A 12,033-nucleotide genomic window follows, 5' to 3' on the forward strand; every position below is an offset into this window, starting at 1 on the left:
TAGACTCCCGTTCTATGACGCGCTGCCGCGTCTCGACTTTTGGGGGGTCTTGCCATGTTTGCTGCTGGGGATGGTTCGCGCGCGCTTGGGGGAGTAAACGTACGACGACGGCGCCGGGCGGCGGCGCGGTCAGCCGCCGTCGGGCTGGGCCTGACTTTGTTGCTGGGAACCGTCGGTTCGCCGACGTCTCCCGCGATGGCCGACGCGGTGACGGATATTTTCTCGACAGGTGAGCAGCCGGCAAGGATTGCTGTTAACCCTGTGACGAACACGGTGTTCGTGACGTCGATCGAAGGTGTGACCCGTATTGGGGGACCAGCCGGGGCGCCTGCCGTGGACGCCGGAGACAGGGCCTTCGATGTTGCCGTGAATACGGTGACCAACAAGATCTACATCACCACAGCAGGCGGCTATGTTTCCGTGGTGGACGGGGCCACGTATGGTCCCGCTGTGCGCGTGCCAATGACCGCGGAACCGTCTGTCCTGGCTGTGAATGAAAGCAGCAACAAGATCTATGTCGGCATCAGCGGCGGCGTCACCGTTATCGATGGTGCAACCAACGCCACCACTACCGTTCCGCTGACCGGTGGCGCCCAGAACATTCAGGTGAACCCTTCTACAGGCAAGGCCTATGTCCTGTCCGGCGGGGCGCCCAACAACAAACCAAAAACCTCGGAAACCAAGCAGCAGCTAAAGCGGCCGCGGCGGGCCCGCCTGCTCAGCCGAGCTACGCCGGTCCGCTTATGGGGACGAACAAGAGCGGTGAGCTTACCTCTCGGAGTACGTTCCGTCAGACCTACCAAATGAAGGTTTGGAACGACGCGGAGCCAGGCCCAACAGGCGGTCGTCTATGTACGTCATGTGGTGCAGAGGTTAAGGTCGCGCCGGGGTCTGGGGCTAAAAGGGACTGGGATATGTCACATAATCCCTCCCGGACTAACCGAGGCTTCGAATCGCCTTTCTCACGGCAGTACATTATCGACAACTACAACTCGGATGTCATCCTAGAATGCATCGCCTGCAATAGGTCTGGCGGAAACAACGATCTAAGGTTCAGATGACACACATGACAGGATTGATAGAGCACCTGGAGCACTTTCTTGGGCGAATCCAGGGGGGCGGCCCTGCCGGCAAGACTCCCGAAGGGAATGTAGTTTCCCTAGCCGTTTACGAGCCGGTAAGCGAGGGTGGGTCCGTACATTACTCCACCATCGGACTCAGTAAGCTTGTTCGGTTTTCGATAGCGGAGGGCGGTGAAACCTCAACTGAGTTGCTGATGACGTCTTCCAGGCCCGAAGCTTCTTCGGTCATGGGATCGATACTCGTCCAAGTGACAGGAGAATCCCTGGAAAGCGGAGAGCCTCTGTCTGCAGGAGACGTGATCGGACCTCGGGGACGGATGTTCGATGGCTCCGAAATGGAGGCCATCTTCGTCCGCGCCCCCGAACACTTGCCCGAGGCTTTTTCTCCTCTGCGCGTAGGCGACCAAGATATCCAGTTTCTCTGGCTGGTGCCCATAACGGGTCCCGAAGCTCAGTACATAAATGAGCACGGGGTTGGCGCTTTCGAGTCGATAGTGAAGCAGCAACGGCCAGCGTTCGAGGATGTTCATCGGCAGTCGGTGATTTAGAAGGTTCATGCCGACGGGCCAGAGACCGATACGGTCCAAGGAAATGGGCGCCGTAACGCATGACCCGCGGTCCCGGATCAGCTTCGGATCATTTCGAAAGAGAGCTGCGCTACTGCTCCTCTTCCCAGGCGAAGGCCCTGAAATGCCACTCTCCGCCAACCTCGAATCGATCTGCCAAGGTTCCCGGGGGGATAGATGCCAAGACTTCCAAAGTGGGATCCATATCAATGATGTGTCTGATATGAGTCGCAACGGCGCCGCCGGGGGTATTTGGGTCATCTACCCCGTCGGCGATGCTCCAACCATTTTCAGGGTCGTGTAGTACTTGTAGAGCGGGTCTGGTGCCTGAGAGTACGGAAGTCATCACCACCGCACCGAGCTCATCTGGGAATCGACCGTCCGGGAACGGCCATGGCATCTCGCGCATCATTTCGCTGTTGTGGGTCACATAGACATTGTTCCTCATGCGACTACCGGGTATAACCAAAACCGCTGAAGCTAGCTGATACAAGGCCTGGCACTACCATTTTTGTCCGCTCAACTCTTATAGGAGAAGTCCATGTCCGTACCTGCTACCCTGACCGCACAAGACCAAGTTCTGGCTTCCCGGCATCGGAAGACGTCCATCATTCTCGGTGTCATCAGCCTGTTCATCCTTGGACTTCCGCTGGGGGCCCTCGCGTTCATCAATGCCCGGAAGGCAGAAGCGCTCGGCGTCAGAGCTACGGCTGGAAAGGTCCTTGGAATCATAGGCTTCATCAGCGGAGCGATCGTCCTTGGCATCATCGTCTTCACGAGATAGGCAGGCAAAACCACCTACACCTACACCTACAGCGCAGCCGGCAAGCTCACCGCACGGGAACTGGCCTTCAACAGCCGCCCAAGCGTGGCGACTGACTACCAGTGCTACGACTACGACTACGCCTCACGGCTGGAAGCCGTGTGGACACCCGCGTCCAAGGCCTGAACGACAGCACCGAGCCCTGCCTCGACCAGCGTAAGCGGTCTTGGCGGTCCGGCAGCGTACGCGCAAACCTACACGTACACCGCAGCCGGTGACCGCTCACAGGTCAAACGCTTCGGCGCCTCCGGAGCGTTGGCCGTCACCGAGCAGTACAACTACGCAGCACCCGGTACCGCAGGACCGCACCAGGTTGACTCGATCGTCTCCACCGTGAACGGCACACCAACGACCCGGACCTTCACCTGGGACGCAGCCGGACGGATGACAGGCCGGGCAGGCCAAACCCTGACCTACACCGCCGACGGTTTCCTGGCCACCACCACGGGAACGAGCACCGTCCCGGCGAACCCGAACCCGGGCGCGACCAACGGAACACCACCCGGGCCCACCACAGGGGCAGGCGGCCTCGGTACCAGGTACTACGATGCCGCCGGCAACCTCGTCGGTATCGTCGACGGAACCGGCACTACGGTCACCCTCGGCCGGATCACCGCGCACGCCACCAAAGCCACCACACCGATAAAAACAGCCACCTGCACGTACACGTTCGCAGGAAAGACCGTCGCGCAGCGTACCGCCGCAAACGGATCCGCGAAACTGTCCCTGATCGTCGGCGACTCCGTGAACACGGCCCAAACCATGACACAACCCACAGTCGGGACCGGGCCAATCACCGCAATCCAGCGCTACACCGACCCGTTCGGCCTCGCACGAGGCAACAACCTCACCGGCCAAGGCAACAACACCTACACCGCCGCCGGCGCAACAACCGCTGGTGTCGGCTCCAACGCCGCCAACCCAGCAGGCTTCGGCGCCGTCAATGGATACATCGGCGGGCTCGATGACACCGTCAGCTCCCTGACCCACCTCGGAGCACGCGAACTTGACCCCGTCACCGGTGCCTTCACCAGCCCCGACCCGGTCCTCCACACCGACAAAGGCGAAGGATTCACCCCCTACTCCTACTCATGGGGAGACCCGATCAACCGCTCGGACCCGTCAGGTCTGGACTGGTGGGGGGACGTCGGCAACTTCTTCAAGGACCACGGCTCAGAAATTGTCGGAGCCGTCACGGGTGCCGTCGTCGGTGCCGTAGTCGCCGTCGGTGTTGCTTCCCTGGTCGCAGGATGCATCGCCACGGTCGTCTGTGCCGTCGCTGGGGCCGCGGTTATCGTTGCGGGTGCTGTCGCCGGCGGGATTGCTGCGTCCGGTGCTACGGCCATGGCCGACATGGCACAAGGAAAACCAGCTCCCTCAGCCGAGCAATACTACGGCGGCATGGCCAACAACATCGGATGGGGACTAGCCGGAGGCGCGGTAGGGTCCGGCGTCGGGCAAGTACTCAGTAAAGCCGCCCCGTATGTCGGTTCGTTCGTCAGAGGACTCGCTGGCAACGGATCTGGAGGTGCAGCAAGCGCTGCCTCCGGCCGAGTAGCCTCCCAGAACCTTGCCAAACAGTCCTACCAAGCAGCCCAACAGCAAACACAGAACCTCGGCAACCAAGCCGCAGCCAAGGCAGCGACCTCGTCCCCCAGTACTTACTCGGGAAGCATGAGTAGTGCAGCGAAAGCGTGTTCCTTTGCAGGCTTCACCGTGGTTCTCATGGGAGACGGATCTAAGAAGCCGATCGACGAAGTCAAAATCGGAGACAAGGTCCTAGCCACCGACCCAGAAACTGGCGAACAGGAACCCAAAGCAGTCCCAACACGTCTTCGTACACGAGGACACAGTTGCTGAGCTCATCCTAGACAGGGACAGCATCACGACTACCGAAGATCACCCCTTCTGGTCAGTAACAGATCAACGCTTCGAACGCGCCGACCAGCTCGCAAAGGGAGAAAAGGTCCTGGCATCCGACGGCACCCAAGTCACCGTTGCCGGTTTGAGTGACGGAACTTCTCGGACAGCCCTTGCCTACAACCTGTCAATCGAGGGCATCCACACTTACCACGTTGGCCGTGCTGAGATCCTCGTCCACAATACCTGTGACCTCAACGGACTGATGCTGTCCAAGAATCAAGGGTCAAAACTCACGACAGGGCAGGCGTCCGGCTTGGCGGAGTGGCTAGGATATGCCAAGGTTAGCGGTCGTCAAAGCCACGGTCAGGCCATCTATACTAACGGTAAGAATTTCATTAGCCCCGATGCCGATACGCATTCGTTAGGGGTTTGGAAAATGGCATCAAAGGTTGACGGATTTGGCGCCAAGACTCGATTGGGAACTTATGATGCGCTCCTGCAATGGTATAAAAAATGAGAAATGATCCATGGGGGATATCTATTCCCGGGCTCACCCATGAACGCGCTGAAGAGATTCGCGAATTACTGTTACCAGAATCTCGCTTTGGTGTCGTCCTGCTTGATCCCCAGAAGTTCTTGATCGAGGGATTCGATCGTTCTACCGTTGAGGTGTTGATCAAGTGTATGGAAGCCGGACTGGCGGCCGGGGCCTTAGATTCAGACGAAAAGAGCGGTGTTGAGAGTCTTCTCGACGACTATCGTGACTGGCTGGATCACTGTTCCAGCGTCGAGTGATTCAGGGGAGTCGGGATGGTCCGAGGAACCACTCAGCTATTAAGGCTATCCCCTTGCATGAATCCGAACTGTTGTACAAGCCGCGCCACGGGGTGGAAGCCGTTAATGGGCTAATGGAAGGATCGGCTCGTTCCTTAATGGCATTCTGAGCGAGGTGCGTACGTTTCCGATCTTTGGCGAGTACAAAGGAGCGCAAGCGAGCACCAACTTTCTCGTCTGCTCCTCTGCGACGAAACTCTAGCTCCAAATAAAAGAGGCATCGACTGTTGGTCGATGCCTCTTTCACTCTTGAGGAGCACCTCCATGGTTTCAGGAATCAGTTCAATACCCGAAAATCAGAAGCATGGCTACGTGATGTCCGGTCGACCTTGGCATGTCGGACTTATGACCACGCAGTTTGTTGGCAGGGAAATTACTCAGGCTCGGCACTGTGGTCCTAGTACGACAGAAATACCTTGCAGGGAAAGGAGCCATGAGCCAGGTTGAGGTTACGGGGCTCTCCACGGTTCGTGGTGAATGTTCTGCCGTGATGCATCTTCATGGCGCTGTTCTGGCGGCACTGCGCAACAGTTTGTGAGTCCTCGGCCTCTGACCGGCCTACCTGACTACGACCTCGACGTGTCTCTGTTTCCCGAGCTGGCTGCCTTCCTGACGTCTGATGCCGAGATTGACACCACGGTTCGGTTTGTCCTGGGTTGGATTTCGAAGTCGTTCCCTTGGTGTTGCGGATGCGGTCCATCGCCCTGGGAGGCTGTGGGTGAAAAGCTGTGGTCAGAGTTCGAGGCAACCGGCGATCTGGACCTATCGGAGTTCGCGGATGATAGCGAGTATGGCGTTTACTTCACCCACATCTATGCCTCAACTCAGCAGAAACGGTTGTCTGACGCTGGTGATTAGTGCTGCCCGTTAGAGGATCCTTGGGTTCTTGCGGTGATTGCAACACTTAGCGGATGGGCGTTGTCATGGCAGGGTATTCAGTTCATGTGAGGCCTGATCTTTTGCAGGTTTTTTGGGCCGGGATGCAGGCTGGTGATTTCATCACTGATGCCGTTGCTCGGATCGATACGAGCCGGCGTACCGGGCGCAGGGTCCTGTTTGAGGCCGGTGGTGTCAGGCCTCGGCGGGGCCGTGATCTGAAGGGTCGGTGCCTGACCTTCGCCCAGCGTGAAGAGGTCGCCGTACTGCGTGCCCAGGGTCAATCTCTGCGGCAGATCGGAACGGTGGTCGGTAGAGCGGCCTCCACGATTTCGAGGGAGTTGCGGCGCAATTCGGTAGGCAGGTAGGACAAACGAAAGGATACTGATCCGGTTGTCCTTGTCATTGACAGCGCGGCCGCTGAGAGGCCAGGCGTCCAAGTCGATGTATGGTTGTCCGTCGATTACGGGCGCGACGAAGCGTATCCCTCAGCTGCCTTCCGCTTCGTGACCCACCGGCCAGGCGACCTCTGGGCTGGCGACTTGGCGGGCTTCAAACAGCCGGTCCTTCGGATGACTTCCCAGCTGGACCATAGAGATGGATGAAAAATGAACTTTGATTCAGAAACCTTCGGTGGCTGGTTGAGGGCCAACGATTCACTCTCATCGTCGCTGCTCCATAATTTGTCTCTCGAAAAATATGGCTATTCTGTACAGGCGGTTTCAGACGCTTCATCGATAATGGCGGCAACGTGCTCAGTGCTCCATATGATGTCGAGATTCATCTGGAAGCAGTGGACTCCCTGAATCTGGTAAGAGCCCTGATGGATTATTCCGTGGAGCATCCTGAAGAGGTCAACTGGGGTTTCACTGAAGTGTCTCTCGTCGCCTTAGAGCCGGAGGGTGACCGCTTCCGCCTCAGTGTCATCTGGGAGGGCTGGGATCGGAAAATTGAGATCCTTTGTCGTCGGGTGTGGGTATCGATACCTAACCATGCAGTCCATGGTTAGGTATCCCGCGTGGAGTCTCTCTCGATACCGAAAAAATTCAATTATTTTGGGTGTTATCAGTTTGTTTGTTCTTGGTCTTCCGCTGGGTGTTATGGCTTTTATAAATGCACGAAAAGCAGAATCCTGTGGTGTAAAAGCCTCCGCCGGAAAAGTGCTTGGAGTCGTAGGATTCATGACCGGTGCGATCGTCCTGGGCGTCTTCGTTTTCACGAGGTAGTGAGCATGGGTGTGGTTGAAGATCTCTGAAGCGCTGAGGCACCTCGCTGCGCTGATTGCCTTGAAGCCCTTCTCTTTCAGCAAGGATGCTGCCTCGCTGACTCTCACCAGCTAGTCCAGCTGCTTCTCATTGTTCATGAGCTGTTCGTCTAGTTCGAGGATGTGTTTAGCGAGGCGAATGGCTTCAGTCCGGGCGACGCAGAGGGATAGTTCTTCCTCGCGGGGCGCCGCCGAGAGATCTCCAAGATCTGGGAGGCGGTGAGGGATCTGCGCGCATCGACCCCCAGGTTGTTGCTGCGCACCAGTGCGTTTTGGGATGATCGGGAAGCGCTTCGGCAGCGCGCCGCCCGGGACGATTAGCCTCTGTTGCCGGGGGCCGGCAGGTTCCACAATTGGGATGGAAGGACGGAGCCACGTACCGAGGCACGCCGTGCTCCGAATCAGGAGGTGCATTCATATGCAGATCGGCCGAGTTCACGCAGCGTCCAAGCCTCACCCTGCCGCCGTCACTGCCATCAAGACATTCCACACCGTGGCGTGGCTTTCGATTGAGTCATGCGTTGTCTACGTGCTCTACCAGGGTGTGGCTGGACGCACTGACAGACGAGTTGGCATGGCAGCGGCGGTGATAGCTGGCGAATCCCTGGTCTTCGCAGGCAATGGATTCCGGTGTCCGCTCACGCAGCTCGCCGAACACTATGGGGCCGAAAGCGGCGCGGTGACGGACATTTACCTTCCGAAATGGTTCGCTCACAACATGCCGGCCATCCACGTTCCACTACTGATAGCCATGGCCTACCTGCACATCCGGAACTTCCGGCGCCGATAGGCCACGAGCGCCGAGTTATCACGCTGGCCTGCCTGGCATCTGCCCGGTTCACTTGCTGGAGCCTTGCTCCCCACCCCGCGCCCGCTTCAGATCCTTCCGCAGGCCTCTGTTATCGGCCCTCAACTCCCGGTTGTCGTCGGCCAGCCCACGATTGTCCTCGGTCAGCTCCCGGTTGTCTTCCGTGAGCCCGCGGTTGGCGGCCTCCAACTCGAGCACCAGTTTCACGCCGGCCAGGTTCAGCCCCTCGTCAAGGAGCGCGCCAATCCTCCGCAGTGTCGCAAGGTCCGTTTCGCTGTAGCGGCGGGTGCCGCCGTCGGTCCTTTTCGGGGTGAGTAGCCCTTTGCGCTCATACAGGCGCAGATTCTGCTGGCCTGTACCCACGAGTTCAGCCGCAACGGAGATGGCGTAGACGCCAAGTCCGTCGCGGTCGGCAGCGTCACGGGTGCCAGCGCCGTCCGCCTCCGCGGGCGTGCCGCCGTCGTAATCCGGCCGCTCGGTGTCGTGATCGCCAGCCATGCAAACCTCTCAAAAAATCTTTGAAAAAACCTCTTGCACCACTCTCTCACCGGTGCTATAAAAAATCTATACCAGCCAACACAGATCCGGAAGGCTGGCACAACAACAAAACCGCATCATGATCTGAAGGAGTGAGAACCAAATGCTGATGCGCACAGACCCGTTCCGCGAATTCGACAGGCTCGCCCAACAGGTTTTTGGCACAACAGCAAGGCCTGCCGGCATGCCGATGGATGCTTGGCAGGAGGACGGCCAATTCATCGTTGCCCTCGATCTGCCGGGCGTCACGCCTGATTCGGTGGAGCTGGACGTCGAAAGCAACGTCTTGACGGTCAAGGCAGAACGTAAGTCGCCTGCGGGCGAGAACACCGAGATGCTTGCCGCCGAACGCCCGCAAGGCGTCTTCAGCCGGCAGCTCATTCTGGGTGACACCCTGGATACCGATGGAATCCAAGCCAGCTACGACGCAGGTGTGCTGACACTCCGCATCCCCGTCGCCGAAAAGGCAAAGCCGCGGCGCATCGAGATCTCGTCCAACAGCCAACGGCAGGAGATCAACGCCTAGCCACAGCTGCTCCGCTGGAGCTCCACCCGGGGGTGGCCAACCCAGCGGAGCGTCAGACCGGGAGCTTCCGATCGGCCGCAGCATCGGAAAAGAGGGCGCAGGCTTCGTGCCACGCCACAGCGCTTGTTGCGCAGAGGAAAACGCGGCCCCTGACGTTGTCTCCCGATTGATGGCTCCCGGCCCATGCCGGGGGCCATCGCCAAATCCGCAGCACGTATCCGGAACCAGCAGTGAGCAACAGCCAACCCGACTACTACTCGATCCTGAACGTGGCTCCCAGCGCGACAGCCCGTGAAATCACCCACGCCTACCGCTCGCTGCTCCGCACCCACCACCCGGATACGCGCAAAAAGCCCGACGACGGCGACACCACCAAGGCGGCCGACCTCCAGGAACTCCACGCCATCATGCAGGCGTACGTGGTGCTCTCGGATCCGGCGAAGCGGAGTGCTTACGATCGCAGTCGGCAAACCGGTACTACATCCAGCGGTTCGTCAGGATCCAGCGGTTCCTCAGGGAAGCCGGTCAAGGTCCGCATCCATAAAGCGCCAGCCGCTCCAGCGGCCAGCGAAAAGGATCAACAGCCTCTGGTCTTCGGCCCGGTCCACTGGGAACCGCTGCCCAGGACAACCCCCGGATTCCCCTCGCCCAAAGTCCGAAGGAGATACATATGAGTGCCTGGCGCTCGTACGACAGCCATCTGATGCCCGCGTTCTACGAGCGATTCGAGAAACGCTGGGGAAAGGGAACCGCGCCGTTCCTGGATCCGGAAGTCCACGAGCAACCCATGCCGCGCGCTCAATGGATCAATGTGGATACCGGAGCGGCTGTGGCCGTGGTCCCTATCTGGACGGACGATCCCGAACGTCGGTCCTTTGGCGTTTTCTACCTCCCGCCGGCCGGCGACATTTGGATACTTCGCCCAGGGCCTACAATGTTTGTCGAACCCGGCAAGGGCGGGAGCAAAGAGCAGGTCTCGCTACGTAACGATGCCTTCAAGAAGGCCGTCAATCACGCCAAGGAATTCATTTACGGGCCGCAGCCCTAGTGTTCTTGCTTCGGGTGTTTTTGCGCCGTCGGGCCAGTCCGCGGTCAGGATTCCCGCAGCACATCCGGTAGCTCATCCACGTACACGGTCTGGGGTGGCTCGAAGTAGATCACCAGCACCTTTTCGCCCACAGGAAAGATGCTCGCCTTGTCGAACGGATAGGCAAAAAACGCGCTGGTACCGCCATGGAAGGGGAGCATGACTTCGCCGATGGTGCCCGGGGCGATGGTCCCGGTCACCCTTCCGATCTTGCCGGTGAGGCTCCGATTGACTTCTCTATGCATCTGACGCCGCATCTGACGCCTTAGCCGGCGCAGACTTCACAGCCGTGGGTCGGGTGGGCGGTGCTGCCGGTCGGCTAGCGCCATCCTTCCCCCTCAAGGCGGAAGCCAGTGACGGCAAGAAGCTGCCAACCTGGGACAGAATCCCACCCACCATGCTGTTCAGTCCATCGCCGCCGTTGAGGACCGTCAGCTGGCCGATGCGTGAGAAAGGCTCCGCAGCTGCCGAAACGATGGCGGGCATGTTCTCCGCGATTTGCTGGTTGATGACAGCTTCCTGGTTCGTTTCCAACGCTTCACCCCTGGCTTTGATACCTTCGGCCTCAGCCAGTGCCTTGGCCTTGACCGCGGATGCCGCAGCGTTGCCGCGCGCAGTGGTCGCCGCTGCCTCGGCTTCACCTGTCACCCTGGTGGCCCCGGCCATGGCTGCCGCAGCCCCCGCATTGGCTTGGGCCTCGAGTTCAACGCGCCGGGCGTTTGCCTGAGCGTCGAGTTCGATGCGTTTCGCCAAGGCCTCGGCGGCACTGATGTCAGCAGCCTTCTTCGCTTCGGCCTCGGTCCTTTGCGCGTAGGCCTTGGCATCCGCTGGCTTGCGGATGGTGGTTTGCAGCTTTTGTTCTTCGCGATCGGCCTCAAGCTTTGCCACTTCGGTCTCCTGGACCACCACCTGCTGCCGCGCAGTAGCATCGGCCAGCGGTCCGGCCTGCGCAGCGTTGGCACGGGCCTGCTCAGCATTCGCCTGCGCGGCAGATTGCTTGATGGCGGACAAGCTTTGGGCATCCGCAATCAGTGCAGCAGCTTCCGCTTCCTTCTCAGCCGCCTCACGGTTGCGGGTGGCCTCGGCGATCCGGGCCTCCATCTTGACCTGGGCAATGTGAGGCTTGGCCAGGTTTTGGATGTAGCCCGTGGGGTCCTGAAGGTCCTTGATCTGCAGGGAATCCACCACGAGGCCAAGCTTCTCCATCTCCACGCCACTGGCACTACGGACGAGTGAGGCGAGCTTGTCGCGCTCGCGGATGATCTCTTCAACAGTCATGCTGCCGATGATGGAGCGGAGATGCCCTTCAAAGACGTTGTACACCTGGCTCTCCATTTTCGGCTGTTGCCCCAGGAACCGCCGGGCGGCGTTCGCGATGAATGGGGGAGCGTCGCCAATCTTGTAGATCACCACGCCGTCCACAATCACCTGGATACCCTGGGACGTGACGCACGAGACCTTGAGTTCCGTTTCATTCAGCGTCAATGCAAGGGTTCGCACCGTCTGCAGCCCCGGAACCACCAAAGCGCCCTTGCCCGTGACGATCTTGAAATCCATGCCGTCGGTATTCTCGAGCGTGCCGCGGGTCAGCCCCGAAATGATCAGGGCCTCGTTCGGTTCCGCCACCTTCCACATTGCCTTGGTTGCCAACCAAATGAAGCCGATGACAACAATCACGCCAAGAATGCCGGCGATCAAGGGGAAAAATGCCGAGAGGTCGTCCATTGACCTTGTCCCTTCAGACGATGTGAACCGGCCTCATCCATT

Annotated in this window: 14 protein-coding genes and 1 pseudogene; 11 read left to right on the forward strand and 4 right to left on the reverse strand. The window is 59.4% G+C overall.

What is annotated here, in order from left to right:
- Positions 1 to 54: 54 nt before the first annotated feature.
- Positions 55 to 807 carry a hypothetical protein gene (locus tag LDN75_RS05920; protein ID WP_223936229.1) on the forward strand — a complete coding sequence of 251 codons (753 nt, stop codon included), beginning with the start codon at positions 55 to 57 and terminating at the stop codon, positions 805 to 807.
- A 259-nt stretch (positions 808 to 1,066) separates the two neighbouring features.
- Complete coding sequence (locus tag LDN75_RS05925; RefSeq protein WP_223936230.1) at positions 1,067 to 1,630, forward strand: suppressor of fused domain protein; 564 nt, start codon at positions 1,067 to 1,069, stop codon at positions 1,628 to 1,630.
- Between the two features lie 109 nt (positions 1,631 to 1,739).
- Here LDN75_RS05925 and LDN75_RS05930 read toward each other — a convergent pair whose 3' ends face one another.
- A complete protein-coding gene (locus LDN75_RS05930; RefSeq protein ID WP_223936231.1) occupies positions 1,740 to 2,078 on the reverse strand; it encodes a hypothetical protein in 339 nt (112 codons plus the stop codon).
- A gap of 111 nt (positions 2,079 to 2,189) precedes the next feature.
- Here LDN75_RS05930 and LDN75_RS05935 point away from each other — a divergent pair, with 111 nt between their 5' ends.
- The 6 genes and pseudogenes from LDN75_RS05935 (at position 2,190) to LDN75_RS05960 (ending at position 8,098) form a co-directional block, all read left to right on the forward strand.
- On the forward strand, positions 2,190 to 2,432 hold the full coding sequence (locus tag LDN75_RS05935) for a hypothetical protein (protein ID WP_223936232.1): 243 nt from the start codon (positions 2,190 to 2,192) through the stop codon (positions 2,430 to 2,432).
- 294 nt (positions 2,433 to 2,726) lie between these two features.
- Positions 2,727 to 4,331 carry an RHS repeat-associated core domain-containing protein gene (locus LDN75_RS05940; RefSeq protein WP_223936233.1) on the forward strand — a complete coding sequence of 535 codons (1,605 nt, stop codon included), beginning with the start codon at positions 2,727 to 2,729 and terminating at the stop codon, positions 4,329 to 4,331.
- 22 nt (positions 4,332 to 4,353) lie between these two features.
- Complete coding sequence (locus tag LDN75_RS05945; RefSeq protein WP_263422380.1) at positions 4,354 to 4,851, forward strand: toxin C-terminal domain-containing protein; 498 nt, start codon at positions 4,354 to 4,356, stop codon at positions 4,849 to 4,851.
- Entirely contained in the window at positions 4,848 to 5,129 is a 282-nt protein-coding gene (locus LDN75_RS05950) for a hypothetical protein (protein ID WP_223936234.1), read from the forward strand. The genes LDN75_RS05945 and LDN75_RS05950 overlap by 4 nt, the downstream gene beginning before the upstream one ends.
- Positions 5,130 to 6,271: 1,142 nt before the next feature.
- Positions 6,272 to 6,400, forward strand: a pseudogene (locus tag LDN75_RS05955) (helix-turn-helix domain-containing protein); the annotation flags it as partial.
- Between the two features lie 1,326 nt (positions 6,401 to 7,726).
- Positions 7,727 to 8,098 carry a hypothetical protein gene (locus LDN75_RS05960; RefSeq protein WP_223936235.1) on the forward strand — a complete coding sequence of 124 codons (372 nt, stop codon included), beginning with the start codon at positions 7,727 to 7,729 and terminating at the stop codon, positions 8,096 to 8,098.
- 48 nt (positions 8,099 to 8,146) lie between these two features.
- On the opposite strand, the gene LDN75_RS05965 is transcribed toward LDN75_RS05960, so the two are convergent.
- A complete protein-coding gene (locus LDN75_RS05965; protein ID WP_223936236.1) occupies positions 8,147 to 8,614 on the reverse strand; it encodes a MerR family transcriptional regulator in 468 nt (155 codons plus the stop codon).
- Between the two features lie 142 nt (positions 8,615 to 8,756).
- Between LDN75_RS05965 and LDN75_RS05970 the strand changes: the two genes are divergently transcribed.
- The 3 genes from LDN75_RS05970 (at position 8,757) to LDN75_RS05980 (ending at position 10,227) form a co-directional block, all read left to right on the forward strand.
- Positions 8,757 to 9,179: an Hsp20/alpha crystallin family protein gene (locus LDN75_RS05970; protein ID WP_223936237.1), complete on the forward strand. Its 423-nt coding sequence runs from the start codon at positions 8,757 to 8,759 to the stop codon at positions 9,177 to 9,179.
- A 230-nt stretch (positions 9,180 to 9,409) separates the two neighbouring features.
- Positions 9,410 to 9,853: a DnaJ domain-containing protein gene (locus LDN75_RS05975; protein ID WP_223936238.1), complete on the forward strand. Its 444-nt coding sequence runs from the start codon at positions 9,410 to 9,412 to the stop codon at positions 9,851 to 9,853.
- On the forward strand, positions 9,850 to 10,227 hold the full coding sequence (locus tag LDN75_RS05980; RefSeq protein WP_223936239.1) for a hypothetical protein: 378 nt from the start codon (positions 9,850 to 9,852) through the stop codon (positions 10,225 to 10,227). Before LDN75_RS05975 ends, LDN75_RS05980 begins: the two co-directional genes overlap by 4 nt.
- 44 nt (positions 10,228 to 10,271) lie before the next feature.
- Here LDN75_RS05980 and LDN75_RS05985 read toward each other — a convergent pair whose 3' ends face one another.
- Together LDN75_RS05985 and LDN75_RS05990 are read right to left on the reverse strand one after the other, a co-directional pair.
- The gene (locus LDN75_RS05985) at positions 10,272 to 10,511 is read right to left on the reverse strand and encodes a hypothetical protein (RefSeq protein ID WP_223936240.1); all 240 of its coding nucleotides are present in this window, start codon (positions 10,509 to 10,511) and stop codon (positions 10,272 to 10,274) included.
- Complete coding sequence (locus LDN75_RS05990) at positions 10,504 to 11,991, reverse strand: flotillin family protein (RefSeq protein WP_223936241.1); 1,488 nt, start codon at positions 11,989 to 11,991, stop codon at positions 10,504 to 10,506. Before LDN75_RS05990 ends, LDN75_RS05985 begins: the two co-directional genes overlap by 8 nt.
- Between the last annotated feature and the right edge of the window lie 42 nt (positions 11,992 to 12,033).

The organism is Arthrobacter sp. StoSoilB5 (assembly GCF_019977235.1).
Lineage (GTDB): Bacteria > Actinomycetota > Actinomycetes > Actinomycetales > Micrococcaceae > Arthrobacter.

What these genes read in the sequence shown, in the direction of transcription:
- LDN75_RS05920 (WP_223936229.1), top strand. Translation starts at nt 55, where the DNA reads ATGTTTGCTGCTGGGGATGGTTCGCGCGCGCTTGGGGGAGTAAACGTA.
- LDN75_RS05925 (WP_223936230.1), top strand. Translation starts at nt 1,067, where the DNA reads ATGACAGGATTGATAGAGCACCTGGAGCACTTTCTTGGGCGAATCCAG.
- LDN75_RS05935 (WP_223936232.1), top strand. Translation starts at nt 2,190, where the DNA reads ATGTCCGTACCTGCTACCCTGACCGCACAAGACCAAGTTCTGGCTTCC.
- LDN75_RS05950 (WP_223936234.1), top strand. Translation starts at nt 4,848, where the DNA reads ATGAGAAATGATCCATGGGGGATATCTATTCCCGGGCTCACCCATGAA.
- LDN75_RS05960 (WP_223936235.1), top strand. Translation starts at nt 7,727, where the DNA reads ATGCAGATCGGCCGAGTTCACGCAGCGTCCAAGCCTCACCCTGCCGCC.
- LDN75_RS05965 (WP_223936236.1), bottom strand. Translation starts at nt 8,614, where the DNA reads ATGGCTGGCGATCACGACACCGAGCGGCCGGATTACGACGGCGGCACG.
- LDN75_RS05970 (WP_223936237.1), top strand. Translation starts at nt 8,757, where the DNA reads ATGCTGATGCGCACAGACCCGTTCCGCGAATTCGACAGGCTCGCCCAA.
- LDN75_RS05980 (WP_223936239.1), top strand. Translation starts at nt 9,850, where the DNA reads ATGAGTGCCTGGCGCTCGTACGACAGCCATCTGATGCCCGCGTTCTAC.
- LDN75_RS05985 (WP_223936240.1), bottom strand. Translation starts at nt 10,511, where the DNA reads ATGCATAGAGAAGTCAATCGGAGCCTCACCGGCAAGATCGGAAGGGTG.
- LDN75_RS05990 (WP_223936241.1), bottom strand. Translation starts at nt 11,991, where the DNA reads ATGGACGACCTCTCGGCATTTTTCCCCTTGATCGCCGGCATTCTTGGC.